This is a genomic window from Borreliella bissettiae DN127 (genome assembly GCF_000222305.1).
Taxonomy (GTDB): domain Bacteria; phylum Spirochaetota; class Spirochaetia; order Borreliales; family Borreliaceae; genus Borreliella; species Borreliella carolinensis.
Window position 1 is genome coordinate 464,063 of sequence record NC_015921.1, and the last position, 20,402, is coordinate 484,464.

The window sequence follows — 20,402 nt, forward strand, 5'->3', positions numbered from 1 at the left end:
TACTATTTATTATGTATCTTTTTTTGTTATTTTTGTGTATTTTTTCAGAACATAAAATATATTAATTTATTTTTAAAATTATTATTAAATTAAATGCTTTGTTTATGAAACTGTTTTTATTAAAGATTAAACAATTAGTAAAATTGTGTTTAAATTGTAAAAAGGCATTTTGTTTTAGATTGACTTTATGTGTTTTTATATCACTTGTTGTTTGTAAGAAATTAAACTTTGAGATTTAATTTCTTGAAAGAATATGCGGATTAGTTATTTTTATAATTTTAAAGGCATCTGGCATAGTTGCATTATAAATTAAGTGTCATCGGCAATAATACTGATTCCAAGTTCTTTGAGTTGTGTATTTGAGATTTTAGAGGGAGAATTATCAAGAGGGCTTGCTGCGAAAGAATTCTTAGGAAACAGTATTACATCTTTTATTGAAGTTGATTTTGTCATCAGCATTAGTAGTCTATCAATGCCAATAGCAATGCCACCATGATTAGGAGGCCCGTATTCTAATGCTTTTAGAAAAAATCCAAATCTATCTTCTGATTTTTCTTTTTGAAATCCTATTATGTTGAAAATTCTTTGTTGAAGTTCTTTATTATGTATTCTAATTGAACCTGAGCCAAGCTCTACACCATTTAAAACAAGATCGTAAATTTCTCCTATAGTTTTTTTTGGATTTTTTTCTAAATTGGCAATATATTGCTTTTTGGGAAGCGAGAACATATGGTGAGCTGGTGAATAGGTTTTTGTATTTTCATCATATTCAAATAGTGGAAAATCGTAGACCCATAGAAATTCAAATTTATTTTCATCTATTAGTCCAAGATCATTTGCAATTTTTAGTCTAATTTGACCCATTGCTTTACAGACAGTTTCCCAGTTATTATTAGCTGTAAAGAAAATTATGTCATTATTTTCTAGAGAATAGGTTTTTATTAAATTCTGCTCTTCTGTTTTTAAAAATTTTGCAATTCCTCCAGAAAATTTATTGTTTTCAATTTTTGTAAAATAAAGCCCTTGTGTTTTATAAAGCTTTGCAATTTCTTCTAAATTATTTATTTTTGTTCTTGAAAACTTATCGGCTTTATTTTTTACTATTAAAATTTTAATTGAGCCTTTGTTTTTTAGAGTATCTTTGAATATATTAAATTCTGAATTTTTTAGATTGCGACTTATATCTTGTAATTCAAGTTCAAATCTAGTATCTGGCTTGTCGCTTCCATATTTGTTCATTGCCTTTTTGTATGTTATTTTTTTGAATTTTTTAGGTAAGTTAACATTAATGCAATTTTTAAATATTAAAAAAAGCATATTTTCTATTAATTTAAAAATATTTTCTTTTTTGACAAAGCTCATTTCAAGATCAAGCTGTGTGAATTCTGGCTGTCTATCTCCTCTTGAATCTTCGTCTCTATAACAACGAGCCATCTGAAAGTATTTATCAAATCCTGCTATCATTATAAGCTGTTTGTAAAGTTGCGGAGATTGAGGTAGTGCATAAAAAGTCCCTTTGTGAATTCTTGATGGGATTATAAAATCTCTTGCGCCTTCTGGTGTTGATTTTACAAAAGTTGGAGTTTCTAGCTCTAAAAATTTTCTTTTTACTAAAAAATTTCTAATAAGATGAGTGGCTTGAGATCTTAAAATGATTTTATTTTTCAAGGAATCTCTTCTTAAATCTAAGTATCTATATTCAAGTTTTGAGTTTTCACTTGCATTATTGTCATCTTCTATCATAAACGGCAATTCATTGCACTTTGAAATAATTTCAATATTTTTTGCCAATATTTCAAAATGTCCTGTTTTCATATTTGCATTTATCATGTTAGGAGGTCTTTTTATCAACAGTCCTTGAATTTTAATACAATATTCAAGTTTTATTTTTTCTGTGATCTTTAAAAGGTATTCTTCGTTTACCAGAACTTGGGCTTTTTCATATCTGTCTCTTATGTTTAGAAAGATAAATTTCCCATGATGTCTAATTTTTTTTACCCAAGCATTTACTTCAACTTTTTTGTTTATCAATTTTTCATTCAATTCATTACATTTGATAACTTTAAACATAATTCAGCTCACTATTATATTATAAATTTCTTTGTCTGTTTTTGCATTTAAAATTTCTTTTTTGTACAAATCAACTTTACCCACAACAGAGGCTAAAATTCTGGGGTAGCTAACGTAATCTTTTGCTGGGCACAGTATTAATATAAAAACATGGCTTAAGTTCTTGTCAAGAGCATTAAAGTCAATTCCCTCGTGACTTATTCCTATTGCAATATGTATTTTTGATATTAAATTTGTTTTTAAATGGGGAATGGCAAAACCTTCTTTTAGTGCAGTAGTAATTAATTTTTCTCTTTCCATTAAATCTTGGAAGATTCTTTCTTTGTCAATTTCAATGTTTATTACGCTTAGAAGCTCTCTTATTACATCAGCCTTATTACTTGATTTTAATTCTAGAATAATGTTTTCCTTTTTTATTCTTTTATTTAGTTTGATATTGCTAAGGATTTTATCGTAATTTATTGAGTAATCTAGTTTTTTTGCTCTTAGAGAGACCGTTTCAACTTCTTTGGTTATTTTTTCTAGGTTTAAGATTGTTTCTCTAAAAAGATCTTGTATTATAATTAAGTGATTATTTGGGCATTCAAATGTGATTTTACTACCTTCTCGCTTTATTGAGAAGGATATATTGTTTTTTCTTGCATTAATATATTGTGAAGAATCATTTTTAATTTGTTGTGTGTAAAATCCTTCTTTTCTTAACTCATTTTTAAAGTCCCATATAAGAATTTTGGCTAAATTATCATATTCAAATGATACGCACATGTGTGTATTTTGATCTGTTGGGAGTTCTTTTTTAAGTCCACTTTTATTTATTTTAAATAAAAAGTTTATTATAGGTGTTGCAACGATTGTTGGCAGAAATACCATTATTATTATGATTCCAAATATTTTTTGGCTAATAAATCCTGAAGATAATGCTACATTTGCCATAATAAGTGAAACTTCTCCTCTTGGAACCATTCCTGTTGCAATTTTTAAGGCTCCAAGTTTGTTGAATCCCAAAAAGAGTGCTGGAATAAAGCAAAATATACTTTTAGTAATTATTGCTATTGCACTAATTGCTAATCCTAAAATAAGAACTTCTTTTGAGAGTATTTCATTAATATCTGACATAAGTCCAATTGATGTAAAAAAGATCGGGATAAAAAATCTTTCAAAGATTGTTAGTTTATCTTGAATTACGTATACAATGTCTGTTTTTGACATGGCAAGTCCGAATACATAAGCTCCAACAACAAAAGACATTCCTAAATTTTGGAAAATGCTTGCAATAGTAAGGGCTAAAGAGAGCGTTATTACGGTTGCTAAGGTGACACTGTTTAATTTTTTCAACAGGCTTGAGAGTGTTTCTGATATGTATATTAAAGAGAAAGTTAAGCATAGCCAAATTACTATGTTTTGAATTATGGTTTTGATCGAGCTTGCTATATCAAGATCTGATATAGACCTTGATATAGCTATTACACTTGTAAGCATAAGCATTGAAAGAACATCATCAATAATTGAGGTTGAAATTATTGTCACTCCTTCTGAGGTGCTCATTTTTTTCTTTGCCGAAAGTATGCTTGCTGCGATTCCTGCTGATGTTGGGGTTCCAATTATTCCAATAAAAAGTGAGGTTGGACTTATTAAAGGAACGTTAAAAATTATGCTTGCCATTAGTACAAAACTTGTGAATGTGCCAACAACCTCTGTTATTCCAATAATTCCTCCGCGTGGCAAAAATTTGATAAACAATTTTAAGTCAGTTTCAAGTCCTGCTGTGAAAAGCAATATTATTGAAGCTATGGTAGAAATTGCAAATATTTTTTCATTGATTAAATAATTTTCTCCAATTTGAGTTATTCCTAATGGGAATAATAAAGGTATTTGAATTTTTCCAAAGGCATTTGGACTTAGAATTATTCCTGCTGTTATTTGTCCTATTACTTTTGGAATTCCTATTTTAGCTACTAGATTTCCTATTGAAATAGATGAGATTACAATGATTGCCAGACTCATGACAAAAGCTGACATGTTTACCTCAATGTCGTATTTTGTTGAGTATGAAAATAGAAGATTAGGCAAGTGCATCAATATTGTTGTGTAAAAAATTTTTTTGTTCATTTTTCAAGCTCTTTTAAAAAAGTAAATTTTAACAAATTAACAATTGCTAGTTTTTCTTTTTTTCCTTCGGCTGTTATTTTTACTTTTTCTTTGTATATTATTCCCAATATGATAATTTCGATTGTGAACTTTGTGCTGGCTTTTCTGCCATCTTTTGTTGTTATTTTTATATCGCAGGAAGAGTTTTTATTTGCTAATTCAGCAATTATGTTTGCTGATCTTGAATGTATTCCATTTTTATTTATTATCTTAATTTTTGCTTTTTGCATTTTTTATTTATCTTATTTGTTGTTTTTTTTCTCTTTCTCTTTAGTTGCTGTTTTGTAAAGTCTTGCTATTGCGCTATCAATAAGATTAAGAAGTATTTTTCCATCTTCTCTTATGTGTATTATTTTTCCCCAATTAAAGTGAATATGTGCGTCCAATTCAAAAAGCTCATGCTCTTTTTTAATTGTAATTTTTAAATTATCAATATGTTTTTTAATATGAGTATCAAATTTTTCTAGTTTTTTGAGAATAAAAATTTTTTCATTCTCATTTAAGCTATAATTAACCGCTTGAATTTTAGGTTCCATAATATGTTCTCCCTTTCTCAGATTTCAATTCATTTCTATACTTGTTCACTGTTCTTCTAGAAATAGAGATTCCTTTGGATTTCAGTATAGCAGAAATCGCTTCATCTGACATCTTTTTATTTGTTTCTAACAACTTTTTTACTGTTATCTTAATGCTTAATTTTGAAAATTCATTTGTTTTTGCTCCACCAACAGAGCTAAAAAGCTCTTTGATTAATATTGTACCCCATTCGCATTTTAAGTATTTATTTTTTATTGCTCTTGATATTGTTGATTTTGACACACTAATTTTTTCTGACAAAATGCTCAAGTTCATTGGCCTTAAGCTTTTAAAACCTCTTCTTAGAAATTCTTTTTGCAATGTATATATAGCTATTCCTATTTTTGCAAGTATTTCATCTCTATATCGTAGAGATTCGATTAACCACTTTGCTGTTTTTTGTTTTTGAGGATTTTTAGCTATCTTTTTAAGTTCTTTTTTAAAGATACTAACTTCTTTGATTTTAATTTTAAATTTGTTATTGTGATTAATTATTAATATATCTGGATCGACATAGAAATTAGTGTCGTTTGGATCTTTAAATTCGAGTGTTGGGTTGGGGTTAAGTTTTTGTCTGATAATTTCTAAAGCTTTGTTAAATTCTTTGCTTCTTATTTTGAGCTCTTCTTTTAACTTTTCTTGAGTTTTTTCAAGAAGATCTGCTTTTTCAAGAATTTTAATAATATTGGTTTCTAATTTATGATGCTTTGCTTGCAAAATTAACGATTCTATTATGTTGGGGACACAAATCCCAATTGGATCAAATTTTTGAATAAGTTCAATTATTTTTTTTACTTTTGCTTTTTCTTCCTTTTTAAAAAGATCGTAAGGGTTTATTATATGAAAACCTTTGCTGTTTAGATTGTTTATTAGCATTTCACCTATTTTAAGTTCATCTTCATTTATTCTTTGAATTCTTAACTGTAATAAAAGGTGTTCTTTTAAAGAAGTATTTGTTTGCATTTTTTCAAGAGCTATGTCGTGTTGATTTTTTATCATTCCAGCTTCTTTATAAAAAATTTTTTTAAACCTATATGTTTTCAATGTTTCAAAAAATATTTTATTTGAATTTATTTCTAGGTATTCGTTGTTTTCGCTTTCGTCTAGTATAAGCTTTATTAATTCTTTTTGATTAAGTCCTAATATTTTTATTGTTTGTATTTGAATTGAGTTTAAATTTTGGGATAACTTTAATTTTTGTTTAATCATATTTATATTAATGTATAAAAAAATCCACTAAGTATAATTACTAATGCGGGACTTATTTTATTATAAAAAAATAAAATAAAAAAATTAATTCCCACAATGGTCAGAGTTTTCGAAAGTTCTGTGTTGTTGTTTTCTATCTTTAAATATGTATGTTCAAGCAAAATCATTATTGTAATTATCCATAGCGCAACAATAATAGGTTTTAGATTCTCTAGGCAGTAATTTAAAAAGCCGATTTTGTGTAGTATTAGAAGGATTATAATCATTATTATTATTGGAGCTGTTATTAACGCTACTGTAGCAGTTATTGCTCCCGCAATTCCGGCAGTTTTCATTCCAACGTATGTTGCTATGTTTGTTGCAATAGGCCCAGGAGTTATTCTTGATATTGTAATCATATTGACAAATTCTTTTTTTGTCATCCAATGTTTATTATTAATTATTTCGTTGTTTATTATTGCGGCAATTCCATTGCCGCCTCCGAAATTTAATAATCCGATTTTTAAAAATGTAATGAATAAATTTATTAAAATCAACTGATATCCTTTTCTTATTTAGTTGATATTTTTTTTATTGTTATATATTTAAATGTGTATACTAAAAAGAAAATTAACAATATGTATGATATTCTTATTTTTAATTTAAAAATTGCAAAAATTACAAGAAAACATATTGTCCATTTTATTATAGAATTATTCAACATTTTTTTGGAAAATTTTAAAACAACGGTTATCATTATGATAATTGAAGATATTTTTGCACCTTCTAGAAATTTTTCAACATGTATGTTGCCTGGTACTAATTTTAGGTAAAGGAAAACCATTATTATTGCAATAATGGAAGGTAAAATTCCAGCAACAACAAGCAAAAGTGCACATGGAAAGCCTCCAAATTTTTTTCCTACTAGGAACACAAAATTAATCGCTGTAACTCCAGGAATTACATTTGATGTTGCTAGTATTTTGTTAAAATCGTCCTCAGATATTATTTTTCTTTTTTTTACAAATATTTTTTTAAGCTCAGATATAATTATTAATCCTCCGCCAATTGTAAGTGTTGTTGTTTTAAAGACAAGTAAAAACAAGTCCAGAATTTCATATAATTTTTTTTGTTTCTTTTTATACATTTGTTTTGTCAAATTTAGTAAAAACCTTTGAATACTAATTCTATCACAAATATTGTTGTAATGTTCATTTTATTGTTGAGTGGTAGCGATGAAAAAATGTTATATTGTGTTGTGGCTTTAAAACATTGCCTTATTGTTTTTATTAGGGTTTTTCTTTTAAGGCTTGTTTGTTTTTTGTGCTATAATTCAATTAATTTATGTAAAGCTTGGAAGGAAAGTTTAATTTGTTTAAGGAGTTTTTTATATTTCAAGATTATTTTAATTATATTATTGAGGGTGTGGTAGGTTATGGTTTAAAAGTTACGATTGCTATAGTGCTATGGTATTTTTTAAAGTTAATTGTTAATAAAATGGGAAAAATTTTATTTAAGACTTTAGAAAAGTCTAGATTAGAAGAGAAGTTAGAGGTTACGGTTTTTAACTTTTTAAAATCTTTTTTCAAGATATTAACAGACTTTGTTATTATTTTAATAATATTGCCATATCTTGGGGTGCCCATAACATCTATTATTGCTGTATTTGGATCATTGGGGATTGCCATTGGGCTTGCTGCTCAGGGTATTTTATCTAATTTTGTTAGTGGATTTATTGTTTTGAATTCTAATTTTTTTAAGTGTGGAGATCATATTAAATGTGGAGATGTTGAAGGTTTGGTTGAGGATGTCCAAATTTTTTTTACTACACTTAAAACATTTGACGAAGAAATTATTAAAATTCCAAATAGCAAGCTTACATCCAATTTTGTTGTTAATTTTTCAGCAAATCCCAGAAGAAGGGTTGTGTTTTCGTTTCAAGTTCCCTATGATACGAATATTGGTTTATTAAAAGATAAAATAGAGGATTTAATGATTTTCAATAATAAGAAATTTAATGTTGAGATTTGTTCTCCTACTCTTATTGTCAAAAAATACACCCCTTATTATATAGTTTTGCAGGTTCGATTTTTTGTTAATACAGAGGTTTTTTGGGATTTTAAATATTTTATTGGGGAGTCTATTAAAAATATTTTATTGGATATGAAAATTAAGTTTCCAATTTGTTTTATACCTTTTGATAAGCTATATTAATGATTTTTTCCTGCAATAATTTCTGAGTAATAATTTTCAATTTTTTTTGTGAAAAAATGACTTGAAAATTTAGTAGAGTATTTTTTTGCATTTTGTTTAAATATTTTTAATATTTTATCGTCTTTTATTACTTTGTCTATGTACTGAGATAAGTTTTCGTACTTTTTTATTAGGAATCCGTTTATTCCCTCTTTTATTACGTCTTTATATATATAATCATTTATTAAAATAGCAGGTATTCCAGCAGTTAGTGCTTCTATTACTGTCATTGGATATACTTCGCTTCTTGATAGACTAGCGAAAATATCAGAAATTTTGTAGTAATAGCACATTTCTTCCCAAGGAATTGTTCCTATTAACAATATTTGTTTTTCAAGCGCATGTTTGATGCTAAAATTTTTTATTTCCTTTTCTTCATTTCCTTTGCCAATAATGATAAGCTTATAATTTTTGTTTTGTATTAAAAGGTCTTTTAAGTGTATTACTAATGAATGTATGTTTTTTTCTTTATTTATTCTGCCAACAAAGATGATTATTTTGTCTGTTTGCTTTATGTTGTGTTTTTTTAAAATTTCATCTTTTTTTTCTTTGCTTAAAGTTTTTATAAAAAGCTTTCTGTCAACTCCATTTGGAATTATTTTATAGTTAGAATTATTTGAAAGTTGAAAATACCTTTCTTTTGCCTTGCTTGATGGGTAAATAAAATGTTTTATTTTGTTATAATGTTTTTGCATCAGTTTATCGGGTTTAATAAAATATTTAAAAATTCCCAAGTAATGCAAATAATAATCCCACATTGTATGGCTCGTGTGCACTATTGGTATGTTTTGTTTTAATGCAATTTGTTTTCCAATTTTCCCCATAGAAAACTCGGAGTGAGTATGAATGATGTCTGGTTTGTAGCTTTGAATTATTTTAGATATTTTTCTTTTGTTGGGAAAAGCTATTACAGCATCAAGTTTTTTATTTATTTGAATAGATGAACATCTGTAAACGTTTTTTTCGTTTAAAGGTGCTTTGGCTTTTGGACAAAATATGTAAACTTCATATCCATTTTTTTCTAATCCTTCTTTAATTTGTTTTATTGACGTTGCCACTCCATTTTTTTCTGGGATATACGTATCTGTAAATATTGCAACTTTCATATTCTCCTCCTAGCTTAAGTATAATATATTTGGCACTTGGATTATAATTTACTTTAATGCAAGTGGTTTATTTGTTGTTGGGTAATGAACAAGGTTTAAAAGAAGCTTATTTAAAAGAACTGTTAATCAAGATGAATGCTTTTAAATCTAAAGTTTCAGTTACTAAAATTTTTTTGTCAGAACTATCGGCTGTAGGATTTGCTGAGAAACTATTTTCTAATTCTTTTTTTGAAAAAAAAGAAATTTTTATTGTTTATGAGTCTGAACTTTTAAAAGCAGGAAAAGATTTAGAGCTAGTATGCAATGCAATTTTAAAGTCTAATAATAAAACTGTTATTTTTGTTTCTAATAGTAATACATGTAGCATTGATTTTAAAAATAAACTTAAGATTATAAAAAAAGTTTTTTATGAGATTTCTGATGATGATAAATTTACATTTGTAAGAAGAAATTTTTTTAATCTTAATATTAAAATTACAGATTCTGCAATAAACTTAATGCTTTTAATGTTAAATTCAGATACTAAAATTTTGAAATTTTATATAGATTCTTTTGCGCTTTTTGCCAAGAACAATGCCATTGATGAGGAAGATATAACTTCTTGGATTAGTTTTATTCGCTTTGAAAACCCCTTTTCCTTATTTAATTCAATTTTGAAAAAAGATATGAGGCATTCTTTGATCAAGATTAAATCTATTTTGGATCAAGGAGAAGATTTGCTCAATGTTTTAATGAGTCTTATTTGGCAATTTAAAAGATTGTTAAAGGTGCAAATAGATTATAGTGCATGTGGTAGCTTACAGAGTGCATTAAATAAAAATAAAATCTTTTTTTCATTAAATAAAATTTATAGAGTAGGAGTTAAAAATTATTCAATTTCAGAAATTAAAATTGTTTTGAAAATTTTATATAAGTTTGATTTATATTCTAGAATTTATTCTAAAAATATTCATCAGAATTTGTCGTACTTTTTGATATTTTCAATTTTAAAGCTTAATGATAATTTTTTAATGCAATATTCTGCGGAATCAAAATTTAATTTTTAATGTATGAAACAAAAATTAAGTTGGATTGTATTGTTTTGTTTTTTGTCTTGTAGATCTGAATCTAGATTGGCAGAAATTGTTTTAATAGAGTTTTTTGATTCTATTAAAAGTTTTCAAAGCAGTCCTGAAATATTTTTTAATTATTTAAATATTCCAAATGATGATGATCTGAGAGCAAAAATTCGTGGGTTAAAGTCTCAGGCAAAGGATGATTTCATTTTTTATCCTTTGTTTTTTAATAATCTAAGATACGAGATAATAGGTAGAAAAAATATTTTTAAGGGCTTTGAATTTGAAGTTGTTATTAAAAATATTAATTTTCAAAATGGGATAGAAAAATTTTTGGCCAAATTAAATAAAATTGAAGAGAAATCTTTAAACATTAAAAATTTAGAAAAAAAAGAGCGTAAAAAAATATTTGACAATTTAATAAATGAAATTATTGGAGAATTGGATAATTTTGATTACACCGAAATTGTTCATTTTTTTAGAGTAGTTAAAAGTTCTTCTGAAAGTTATAAAATAGAGCTTTTAGGAGATGTTTTAAATATACAGGTTAGAAATAAGCTTATTAATGATCTTTTTTTGGTTTTATCACCTGGGATTTCAAATGGTGTTTTATTTTAAAAATATTAATAAATAATAATCTAGTTTAAAATTTTATAATTTTACCGTTAATTTTGAGTTTATATAAAATTTTAATTGAATTTAAAATTTATTTATCTTGATTATAATTTTTTATTGCGTTTTCTTTTACCGCAAATTCTTTTATTCTTTTTGCAAGTTGCATATTTACTTTTATTTTTTCTGAAATTTCGACTTCACTTAAAGGTAATATATCCTTATAGGTTCCAATTGATTTTAATATTTTTTGGGCTGTTTTTTCTCCAATTCCATGTATTTTTGTATAAAATAGGGTGATTTTTTCCCTTCTTTTTTTGTTAAATCCGGTGGCTTTTCTGTGTGCCTCATCTCTTACATTTTGCAGTATCCTAAGTGCAGGATGTCCTTGGGGCAGATTTATTCCTTTTTTGTTAGTTATTAAGAATATTGTTTCTTGTTTTTTTGCCAACGAGCAGACTTTAACTTTGTTTTCTATTTTTAAGCCTTTTAAGATAGAAAAAGCAGCATTTAATTGTCCCTTGCCTCCATCAATTAAAATTAAATTAGGTAGTTCTAAGTTGTTATTGATTATTTCTGAATATCTTCTTGAGATTACTTCTTTTATTGCCTTAAAGTCGTTAATTTCTCCTTCCAATAGCGAGTTTAGCTTGTAAAGTCTATAGCTTTCTTTAAAGGGTATTCCCATTTTAAAAGTAACCATAGAAGCCACTGTCTCTTGCCCTTTAAGATGAGCAATATCAAATCCTTCAATTATTTTGGGAAGTTTGTCCATTTCTAGAAAAATTTTTAAACTCTCAAGTGCTTTGGTGCTTTTATTTTCGTATTCTCTTAAAGATAATTCGGCATTAGATATGGCCATTTCCATTATTTTTAAAATTTCTTCTGTTTCTTTGTAAATAATTTTTGTTTTTGTATTTTTAATTTCATTTATTAGTTTTTCAACATTTTTAGTGTCGATATCTTTGATAAAAATATAAATTTTGTCTGGTACTATCATATTAATAGATGTGTAATATTGAATCAAAAATTGTAAAATCAGCTCATTTTTTTTACATATACTCTCATCAAAGTTTGCATCTCTTTCAACCAATTTCCCATTTCTGTATTTTAATACTATTATTGTATTTACATTTTCTCCTGGATGAACATGTACATAGTCTATGTTTAAATTGTTGGTTTTTGTAACGATTTGTATTTGATTAATTTCTATTAAAGAACTTTTAATTTCTTTTAATTTGATAGCGTTTTCGAAATTTTCTTTTTGTATGGCAAGTTTTAATTTGGTATCAATTTGGCTTAATATTTCGGATATATTGCCGCTTAGTATGGATTTTGCCTTATCTAGTTCTTTTTGATATTCTTTTTCAAGGTTTTCCTTGTAGCATACTCCAAGGCACTGTCCCATATGGTAATATAGGCAAGGAGCATTGGATTTTTTTTTGCACTTTCTAATTTTAAATGTTTTGTTAATAAAATCTAGTACTTGGTCTAATTTTTTTACGTTGGTAAATGGTCCAAAATATTCGCTTTTGTCATTAATTATTTTTCTAGTTTTGAAAATTCTTGGATATTTTTCATGGGTCACTCTGACCATGGGATAACCTTTCCCATCTTTTAATTTGACATTGTAATCAGGTTTGTGAGTTTTTATTAGATTGCACTCTAGGAGCAATGCTTCGTATTCGCTATTTGTTGTAATAACTTCTATTGATTTTACATTTTTCATTAATATTTTGATTTTATGGCTATTTTTTTTTGAAAAATAACTTTTTACTCTTGATCTTAGATTTTTTGCTTTTCCAATATAGAGTATTTTTTTATTTTCATTTAGCATTTTATAGCAACCGCTTGTGGTTGGCAATTTTATTACTTTTTCGAATAAACTTGTTAGGCTCTCTTTCATAATGTCAGGTAGTTTTTAGATTTTAAAAATCATCTTATGATATAATATTGTATCATAATGCAGCTTGTTTTATGTTTTGAGGTATTTAAAAATATTAATAATAACAAATAAAAGGTCAAAAATGAGATTAATTTTAATGCTCTTGCTATTTTTTTTGTGCTTTTCTATTCTTTTATCTCAAGAATTGAAGTTAATACTTGATTCGAAAAAAAATTTTAAATTTATTCAAGATTCTAGCAATGTTACTTTTGAAAGGGATATGAGAGGTTTGCTTGGCATTTATTTGGATAGATATAAAGCTGTTTTAGATTTAAATAATATTGATTTGCGCTTAGAAATAGGAAGGGATAATAAATTAAAAGACACATCTTCAAATTATTTAGTTAGTGCAAAAAGTTTGAGAGTTTCAAATGAATTTCGAAATGTTTCTAATGGGTCTTTAATTTTTTATTCAAATCAAAATCCTGTTAAGTTTAAGCCGCTGACAAAGAAAGCTTTCTTTTTTTCAGGCAATACCGTTTCTGATTTTACTATTAAGTTTTGGGTATATCGAACAACTTCTGTTACAGGGGAAATTATTTTTAGTTGGGATGGTTATAAAAAGATTAATAATTTGTGGGTAGATCAGTCTATTAGATTAGAAAGTGATGAGGGAAATTTTGTTTGGGTTTTAAACAATGTCTTTTTAAAAGATAATAAAAGCCCTATCAAAATTAGAATGAAAAGTAATGATGATTTTATTCCAAAGAAATGGCATTTGCATACTTTAAGATATAGGCAAAAGGACGGCATGCTTGAATATTTGATAGATTCTAAACCTCAGGCAATAGAATATATAACGGATAATAAGAAGGAAGGATCAGGATATTTATTAAGTATTGGTAATTTTATTGATTTTACCTTGGGAACTTATTTTACTGGTGCGGTTGAAAATTTGGAAATACATAAAAGCTTTGAAGAGGTTAGTAATGCTTTTTTTTCAAAGAATATGGGATACATTATTACAGAGCCTATTAAACTTTCTAAATATTATTCTCAAGTATTATCTTTTGATGTTGATTCCAATGTTCCTAAGGATACAGAGATTGTTTATTATTACAGATTAGATAATAAGGTATTTTATGATACAGATAGTCATGGGAATATTAAAAAAAATTTAACTGGGGCGTGGATTCATTTTGATCCTAAAAAAGATTTTCCAGATTCAAAGATATCAAAATATATTCAAATAAAAGTTGAATTTTATCCTAGTGGAGATTCTGTAAGTAGCCCTTCTCTTTATAGTATGTCAATTACTTACGTTCCTGAAGCAGCGCCATTTCCTCCTGTGATAACAAAAGTTATTCCAGGCTCTAGAGAGGTTTTTATTGAATGGATTCCTGTTGTTAATAGCAATGTTGAAGGGTATTACATTTATATTGGCGTTGCTTCTGGTAATTATCATGGAAAAACCAGCAGTGTTTTAACTTCTCCTATTGATGTTGGAAATCAAACTTCTTTTAAGATTACAGGACTTGAAGATGGAAGACTTTATTATATTAGTATTGCTGCTTATAATTTGGATAAAAGTGTTAATAATACTTCTTTTTCAAAGGAAATTTCTGTAAGGCCTATGGAGATTTTTAAAAAATATGAATAACTTTAGTTTTGAGAAGGCTTTAAATTTTTATAAAGATGGTGATTTTAAAAGTTCTCTTGACAATTTAGATGTTTTTGATGAGAATTTTGATTCTCTTGCACTTAAAGCACTTATTTATTTCAAGAAAAAAGATTATAAGGCTCTTTTGTATGTTTTAAATACTTATCCTGTTGTTTTGAGTGAATATAATTTTTTAGTTAAACTCATAGATTATGGCAAAATTGAAAAAAATAAAGATGATTTAGGTCCTTTTGAGAATTATAATTTAGGTGTTTTTTATTTTAATTTAAAAGAATATGAGCTTGCTTTAAGTTGTTTTTTAAAAGCTAAAGAGCAAAAATCTGATTTTGTACAAGCTTTAAACAATAGTGCTGTCTTATTTGAAATGCTGGGCAACAAGGACGAGGCTTTAAAATTATTTTTTGAGGCTAGAGACTTGGATCACAACAATTCTCTAGTTAAGCTTAATATTTGGATTTTAAAAAAAAGTGAATCTCTTCAAGCAGCAAGTTTTTTAAAAGTAGATAAAATTTTTTTTGATGCCAATCTTGCTATTGTTGTTAATTATTTAATGTATTACTTCTATTCTATTGGGGAAGTAAGCAGGGCAATTAGGCTTTCTGAGGAACTTTTAACAGATTCTCATTATTCTAAGTATATTTGGCACAATAGGGCAACTATTTTTCATAAAATAGGCAACATGACTCAAGCCACAACATCATATGTTAAAGCCATTTTAAATTTTCCCAATATTTATACAATTTACAATATGCATATTGCAACAGTGGAACTTTTAAAATTTTCTCCTAAAAAGTCTATTGAGAGAATGGTTGATGATTATTCTAACCTAGATTTGATATATTTATATGCAACCTTATTTTTTCTTAGGAATCGTGATCTTGAAGATGCCTATTTTTACATGAAAAAACTTTGTGAACTTAATCCAGAGCCGTATTCAAAATTTTTAAAATTACTTGAGTCTAGTGAGGATATGTTAATTGAAACTCTGCTTGAAGAATTTGCAGTATCTTTAAGAGTAAATTGGTATTTAGAGTATTTATTTTTTATTGATAATTCTTTAAATTTAAGGGATCCCGTTTTTGTTTTTGATCACAATATGAGAGTAAATACATATATTTGGAAAATTAAAGACGAGTGCATTGAATTAAAATTTAGCAACAATGAAGAAAAAATGGTTCAAGAGATCTTGCACGAAGCATGTATTTTGCCCGAAATTGACATTTCTATTGGGGATTTGCAAAATTTAATAGAAGCTTATAAAGAGTTTAAAATAAATTACTAATATTTATAATTGATTTGGTTGACAATAATAATATCTCTAAGATAATATGTATTAATGTTATAGGAGAGATGCCAGAGTGGCCGAATGGGGCTTCCTGCTAAGAAGTTGTCCTTTTAAAAGGGGACCATGGGTTCGAATCCCATTCTCTCCGTAATTATTTAAATCTTGACAGCGTGTACTTTATTTATTAAAATTTGTTTTAGCTCTGGAGAGGTGGCAGAGTGGTTTAATGCTACGGTCTTGAAAACCGTTGTAGGTGTAAGCCTACCGTGAGTTCGAATCTCACCCTCTCCGTAATTAGCATTTGATTTTAAGTATTAAAAGTTGGAGTGAGGTTTTTTATTTGGCTGATATTCATTTTCTGTGTTTTCATGTATAGGGAATTGAAACTCAATTTTATCGCAGCCATTGCAGTCAATTGAGAATGGATCATAAAAAACTATAATTTGGTTATTTTTAAAGTAATACTTATATCTTGGAAAGATTGTTGTGAATTTTTTCCCCAATTCTTTTGGGCCGTGTTGTTCTTTAACATAAAAATTTTTAATTCTGCTTTTTAACTGTTCTTTTAATACGTTTATTAGAGAATCTAGCTGGTCTTTTGATATTATTTCTGAAATTTCTATTTTTTTATTTCCTTTTAAGTTTAAAGAATAATATCTCAAGAGAGTGTTTGATTCCTTTTCTCTGAAAGATTCTTTGTATAAAATAGACGTAATGCCAATATTTTCATTTTTAAATATTGTAAAGTTAGAAAAATAAAAATATTCATTTTTAGAGTTTTCGGGTTTTGATATTTTATTTTCGACATCTTTTTTCCATTTTTTTATAAGATTTTCAAATTCAAAGTTTGTATTTTCCATAAAGGGAATTTTTGCATCTATGTGGATAATATTATTGTTTTTTAGTATTTCATTTTTTTTAATATTTTTGGTTTTAATTTCAAATTCAAAATTAACTTTACTTGAGACTGATTTAGAACATGATAAAATAGACAATATTGAAAAAAAAATGATTATTTTAGTTTTCACAACTTCTCCATTTTCTGTTGAATGTTTTTATTGTAATAAATAGTAATTTTTATTACAATAAAAATTAATTGTTTGTGTCCATAGCTCAGTTGGATAGAGCGTTAGATTGCGATTCTTAAGGTCGGAGGTTCAAGTCCTCTTGGACACGAAAAGATTGTTAGTTTGGAGAGATGGCCGAGTGGCTTAAGGCGCACGCTTGGAAAGCGTGTATACAGTAAAATGTATCATGGGTTCGAATCCCATTCTCTCCGATTCCTAGGACCCGTACTATCAAGTATTGCCGAATCCCGTCAGGACTGGAAGGTAGCAGCGGTAAGCGATTTCTTTGATGAGTACGTAAGTCTTAGGTTTAATTTTGAGCCAAAATGCAATGCTTTGCTTTATGTTAAGATGTAGATTTATCTTTTTGAAATTTTCAGTTTTATTATACTTTTTAGAAAGCTTTTTTTTGTTAGATATTTTTTATGTTTCATAAAATTCTTTGTTAGCTCTTTTAAAGCAGTAGTTTTGAGATATAAATATGTTGTATATTATATATTTACTAATATTTAACTTATTAAAGCATAGGGAGGTAAAAAGTTAATGGCGTCTTCAAGAGGCACCGCTCTTAAGAGGCGACCCAGAGATTTCAACTCTCTTGAAGGGCAAGACTTTGTTGTTGAAACTCTAAAGCATTCTATAGAGAAAAATAAAATAGCCAATGCTTATATTTTTTCAGGGCCAAGAGGTGTTGGCAAGACTTCATCAGCTAGGGCTTTTGCCAGATGCTTAAATTGCAAGAATGGTCCGACAGTTGTGCCATGTGGGGAGTGCAGCAATTGTAAATCTATTGAGAATGACAGCAGTCTTGATGTTATTGAAATTGATGGTGCTTCAAACACTTCGGTCCAAGATATTAGACAAATCAAAGAAGAGATAATGTTTCCTCCTGCAATTTCTAAATATAGAATATATATTATTGATGAAGTTCACATGCTTTCCAATTCTGCTTTTAATGCTCTTTTGAAGACAATTGAAGAGCCCCCAAATTATATTGTTTTTATTTTTGCCACTACAGAATCACACAAGCTTCCAGAGACAATAAAAAGCAGATGTCAACATTTTAGTTTTAAGCTTTTATCTTTAGAAAAGATTTATAATATGCTTAAGAAGGTTTGTTTGGAAGATCATATTAAATATGAAGATGAAGCTTTAAAATGGATTGCATATAAAAGTAGCGGTAGCGTAAGAGATGCGTATACTCTTTTTGATCAGATAGTTTCTTTTAGTGATTCTAACATTAAATTAGATCAAATAAGATCCAAGATGGGTTTAACTAATGATGAATTTTTGGAAAAGTTGTCAGTTAGCATTCTTAGTGAAGATGTAAAAGAGTTAATTTGTGTTCTTGATTCTATTTTTTCATCTGGAGTATCTTATGAGCAATTTCTTTTAGATTCAATTGAATTTTTTAGAGAGGCATTATTTTTAAAGATAGGTATTAAAAATTTTGAGTTTATTGGAATTAAATCTGAGGATTTGAGAAAAAAATTAATTGAGTTTGATTTGAATTATCTTGAGAGAATTATTGTTGTTTTGCTTGAAACTTACAGGGATTTGCAATTTTCGGTTAATCCAAGATATGAGCTTGAGATTAATTTTATTAAAATTTTAAGACTTAAAAATTATGTTCCAAATCATATTTTAATAAATCAAATTCAAAATCTTGAAGACAATTTGTTAGAAAATATTGCTATAGATTCAAACAATTTTGATGTTTTAGAAAATAATAAGAGCGAAGATGATTTGGCTTTTATTCCAGCAAAATCTAGTTTAAAATGTGGATTTCCCGAAGTCGGATCTTTAGGAAAAGAGGAAATCGATCATGATGAAAATTTGTCAACAAAAATTAATAAAAATTTTATAGAAACCAATAGTATTGACGAGATTGATGAGATTTTTATTGAAGATGATAATCCAAGTAAAGCAAATGATTTTATTGATATAAGAGATAAATTTATTTATATTGTTTCAAGATATGTTCAAACTTTAGTTCATTCAGGAGAAGTTGCTATTGATAACAATGTTCTATATTATAAGGTGTTTAGCGAGTTTGAATATAATGAGCTTAAAAATTATAAAGGTGAGATAAGATCTGAATTTTATAAAGAATTTCCCAATTTAAGCATTGTGTTTCAGAAAAATTTTCAAAGCCTTGAAAAGGATTTTGAAAAATTAGAAACTGTAAAGAATATTTTTGGAGCAAGTGAAGTTCTGGAGGGATAAAATATGGCAGTAAATCCATTAGATTTTTTAAAAAATATGTCTAGCGTTAAGGATAATATTGATAGTATTAAAAAGGAAATTTCTAAAATTACGGTTTGTGGTAAAGCGGGTAGCGATATTGTTACTATTGAGATGGATGGCGAATTTAATGTTAAAAAAGTTTCAATCAATAAGGAATTTTTTGATGATTTAGACAATGATGCTTTTGAGCAAATGGTTAAATCTGCTTTAAATGATGCTGTTTCTAAGGTTAAAGAAGAGATAAAATTAAAAACCATGGGAGTTCTTCCTTTTGGAATGTAGTTTTTAATTTTGTAAAAGTTATATTTTGATTTTTCAATATAATGTTAAGCGCTTTATAACTTGTAGTATTCCATATAAATGTAATTAATCAGATATAATTTTTGTATTGAGCAAGTGTTTTTATTTATTTAATTTTTGTTAAATAAATATCCTAAATTTTAGGAGGATTTATGTCAATGTTATTGCAAAAAACTTTATGTATTATTAAGCCAGATGGAGTTAGGAGAGGTTTAATTGGTGATGTAGTTTCTAGATTCGAAAGAGTAGGTTTAAAGATAGTTGCTGCTAAAATGCTTATTGTTGATGAGAGTTTAGCAAAAAAACATTATTTATATGATGATATTGTCTTTAGGCATAGTGAGGCGGTTTGGAATTCTTTAATTAGATTTATTTCAAATTCCCCTGTTTTTGCATTTGTTGTTGAAGGGGTTGAAAGCATCGAGGTTGTTAGAAAGCTTTGTGGTGCTACTGAGCCAAAATTAGCTATTCCTGGAACAATAAGGGGAGATTTTTCTTATCATAGTTTTAAGTATTCAAATGAAAAAGGTTTTTCGATTTACAATGTGATTCATGCATCTGCAAATGAGGCAGATGCTATTCGCGAAATACCAATTTGGTTTAAAGATAATGAAATTTTAAACTACAAAAGAGATGATGAATGTGAGCATTATTATTGTTAGTTTTTATAATCTATTTCTTAAAAGGAATAAAATGTAAATTGCCTTTATGCTAATCTAAAGTAAGAGCAATTTTTGTACTTTTGTTTGAATTTTTGTATTTTTAAGAGAATTCTTATGCTGAAGATTGTTCTTAAAAGCAGTGTTTTTGCTTTGATTTTGTGTTTTACATTATAATTGATTATATAAATAAATTTTGTTTGATAAAGTTTTTAACAGCGTGTTGTTACGTTTGATATATTGTCAATTAAAATAGGAAAAATTTCTATT

Annotated in this window: 18 protein-coding genes, 4 tRNA genes and 1 other RNA gene; 13 read left to right on the plus strand and 10 right to left on the minus strand. The window is 27.1% G+C overall.

The annotated features are described in order from the left end of the window. Positions 1–309 precede the first annotated feature (309 nt). Genes aspS through BBIDN127_RS02230 form a run of 7 tightly spaced genes read right to left on the minus strand, consistent with a single transcriptional unit; the run spans position 310 to position 7,141 of the window. Positions 310–2,070 (minus strand): aspartate--tRNA ligase, encoded by a 1,761-nt coding sequence (gene aspS, locus BBIDN127_RS02200; RefSeq protein ID WP_014023677.1) that lies wholly within the window; start codon positions 2,068–2,070, stop codon positions 310–312. Between the two features lie 3 nt (positions 2,071–2,073). Beyond that, on the minus strand, positions 2,074–4,179 hold the full coding sequence (locus BBIDN127_RS02205; protein ID WP_014023678.1) for a cation:proton antiporter domain-containing protein: 2,106 nt from the start codon (positions 4,177–4,179) through the stop codon (positions 2,074–2,076). Further along, the gene (locus BBIDN127_RS02210; protein ID WP_014023679.1) at positions 4,176–4,448 is read right to left on the minus strand and encodes an HPr family phosphocarrier protein; all 273 of its coding nucleotides are present in this window, start codon (positions 4,446–4,448) and stop codon (positions 4,176–4,178) included. The genes BBIDN127_RS02205 and BBIDN127_RS02210 overlap by 4 nt, the downstream gene beginning before the upstream one ends. Positions 4,449–4,460: 12 nt before the next feature. After that, complete coding sequence (locus BBIDN127_RS02215) at positions 4,461–4,754, minus strand: HPF/RaiA family ribosome-associated protein (protein ID WP_014023680.1); 294 nt, start codon at positions 4,752–4,754, stop codon at positions 4,461–4,463. Further along, the gene (rpoN, locus tag BBIDN127_RS02220; protein ID WP_014023681.1) at positions 4,744–6,003 is read right to left on the minus strand and encodes an RNA polymerase factor sigma-54; all 1,260 of its coding nucleotides are present in this window, start codon (positions 6,001–6,003) and stop codon (positions 4,744–4,746) included. The genes BBIDN127_RS02215 and rpoN overlap by 11 nt, the downstream gene beginning before the upstream one ends. Positions 6,004–6,005: 2 nt before the next feature. Then, positions 6,006–6,539: a chromate transporter gene (locus BBIDN127_RS02225; protein ID WP_014023682.1), complete on the minus strand. Its 534-nt coding sequence runs from the start codon at positions 6,537–6,539 to the stop codon at positions 6,006–6,008. A 14-nt stretch (positions 6,540–6,553) separates the two neighbouring features. Continuing rightward, on the minus strand, positions 6,554–7,141 hold the full coding sequence (locus BBIDN127_RS02230) for a chromate transporter (RefSeq protein WP_014023683.1): 588 nt from the start codon (positions 7,139–7,141) through the stop codon (positions 6,554–6,556). Between the two features lie 212 nt (positions 7,142–7,353). On the opposite strand from BBIDN127_RS02230, the gene BBIDN127_RS02235 reads away from it, so the two are divergent. Then, complete coding sequence (locus tag BBIDN127_RS02235) at positions 7,354–8,196, plus strand: mechanosensitive ion channel family protein (protein ID WP_014023684.1); 843 nt, start codon at positions 7,354–7,356, stop codon at positions 8,194–8,196. On the opposite strand, the gene BBIDN127_RS02240 is transcribed toward BBIDN127_RS02235, so the two are convergent. Then, positions 8,193–9,341 (minus strand): glycosyltransferase family 4 protein, encoded by a 1,149-nt coding sequence (locus tag BBIDN127_RS02240; RefSeq protein ID WP_014023685.1) that lies wholly within the window; start codon positions 9,339–9,341, stop codon positions 8,193–8,195. The genes BBIDN127_RS02235 and BBIDN127_RS02240 overlap by 4 nt on opposite strands. A 56-nt stretch (positions 9,342–9,397) precedes the next feature. Between BBIDN127_RS02240 and holA the strand changes: the two genes are divergently transcribed. Then, entirely contained in the window at positions 9,398–10,387 is a 990-nt protein-coding gene (gene holA / locus BBIDN127_RS02245) for a DNA polymerase III subunit delta (RefSeq protein WP_044054959.1), read from the plus strand. A 3-nt stretch (positions 10,388–10,390) separates the two neighbouring features. Further along, on the plus strand, positions 10,391–11,014 hold the full coding sequence (locus BBIDN127_RS02250; protein ID WP_014023687.1) for a hypothetical protein: 624 nt from the start codon (positions 10,391–10,393) through the stop codon (positions 11,012–11,014). 88 nt (positions 11,015–11,102) lie between these two features. Here the strand turns inward: BBIDN127_RS02250 and uvrC are convergent, their stop codons facing one another. Then, positions 11,103–12,914 (minus strand): excinuclease ABC subunit UvrC, encoded by a 1,812-nt coding sequence (uvrC, locus tag BBIDN127_RS02255; protein WP_014023688.1) that lies wholly within the window; start codon positions 12,912–12,914, stop codon positions 11,103–11,105. A 121-nt stretch (positions 12,915–13,035) separates the two neighbouring features. On the opposite strand from uvrC, the gene BBIDN127_RS02260 reads away from it, so the two are divergent. The 4 genes from BBIDN127_RS02260 (at position 13,036) to BBIDN127_RS02275 (ending at position 16,150) form a co-directional block, all read left to right on the plus strand. Continuing rightward, the gene (locus BBIDN127_RS02260) at positions 13,036–14,553 is read left to right on the plus strand and encodes a fibronectin type III domain-containing protein (protein WP_014023689.1); all 1,518 of its coding nucleotides are present in this window, start codon (positions 13,036–13,038) and stop codon (positions 14,551–14,553) included. Then, entirely contained in the window at positions 14,546–15,856 is a 1,311-nt protein-coding gene (locus tag BBIDN127_RS02265; protein WP_014023690.1) for a tetratricopeptide repeat protein, read from the plus strand. The genes BBIDN127_RS02260 and BBIDN127_RS02265 overlap by 8 nt, the downstream gene beginning before the upstream one ends. A 62-nt stretch (positions 15,857–15,918) precedes the next feature. Continuing rightward, positions 15,919–16,007 (plus strand) — tRNA-Ser (locus tag BBIDN127_RS02270). A gap of 56 nt (positions 16,008–16,063) precedes the next feature. Beyond that, a tRNA-Ser gene (locus tag BBIDN127_RS02275) sits at positions 16,064–16,150 on the plus strand. A 23-nt stretch (positions 16,151–16,173) separates the two neighbouring features. On the opposite strand, the gene BBIDN127_RS02280 is transcribed toward BBIDN127_RS02275, so the two are convergent. Further along, positions 16,174–16,887 (minus strand): hypothetical protein, encoded by a 714-nt coding sequence (locus BBIDN127_RS02280; protein ID WP_014023691.1) that lies wholly within the window; start codon positions 16,885–16,887, stop codon positions 16,174–16,176. A gap of 74 nt (positions 16,888–16,961) precedes the next feature. On the opposite strand from BBIDN127_RS02280, the gene BBIDN127_RS02285 reads away from it, so the two are divergent. From BBIDN127_RS02285 to BBIDN127_RS02305, 6 genes are all read left to right on the plus strand, one after another. Further along, positions 16,962–17,035: transfer RNA gene (locus BBIDN127_RS02285), tRNA-Arg, on the plus strand. A gap of 16 nt (positions 17,036–17,051) precedes the next feature. Next, positions 17,052–17,138 (plus strand) — tRNA-Ser (locus BBIDN127_RS02290). Positions 17,139–17,141: 3 nt separating this feature from the next. After that, positions 17,142–17,238, plus strand: an RNA gene (ffs, locus tag BBIDN127_RS07215) — signal recognition particle sRNA small type. Positions 17,239–17,469: 231 nt separating this feature from the next. After that, complete coding sequence (dnaX, locus tag BBIDN127_RS02295; protein ID WP_014023692.1) at positions 17,470–19,152, plus strand: DNA polymerase III subunit gamma/tau; 1,683 nt, start codon at positions 17,470–17,472, stop codon at positions 19,150–19,152. A gap of 3 nt (positions 19,153–19,155) precedes the next feature. After that, positions 19,156–19,455, plus strand: a complete 300-nt coding sequence (efbC, locus tag BBIDN127_RS02300; protein WP_014023693.1) for a nucleoid-associated protein EbfC — start codon at positions 19,156–19,158, stop codon at positions 19,453–19,455. Between the two features lie 170 nt (positions 19,456–19,625). Then, positions 19,626–20,135: a nucleoside-diphosphate kinase gene (locus tag BBIDN127_RS02305; RefSeq protein ID WP_044054960.1), complete on the plus strand. Its 510-nt coding sequence runs from the start codon at positions 19,626–19,628 to the stop codon at positions 20,133–20,135. The last annotated feature ends 267 nt before the right edge of the window (positions 20,136–20,402 follow it).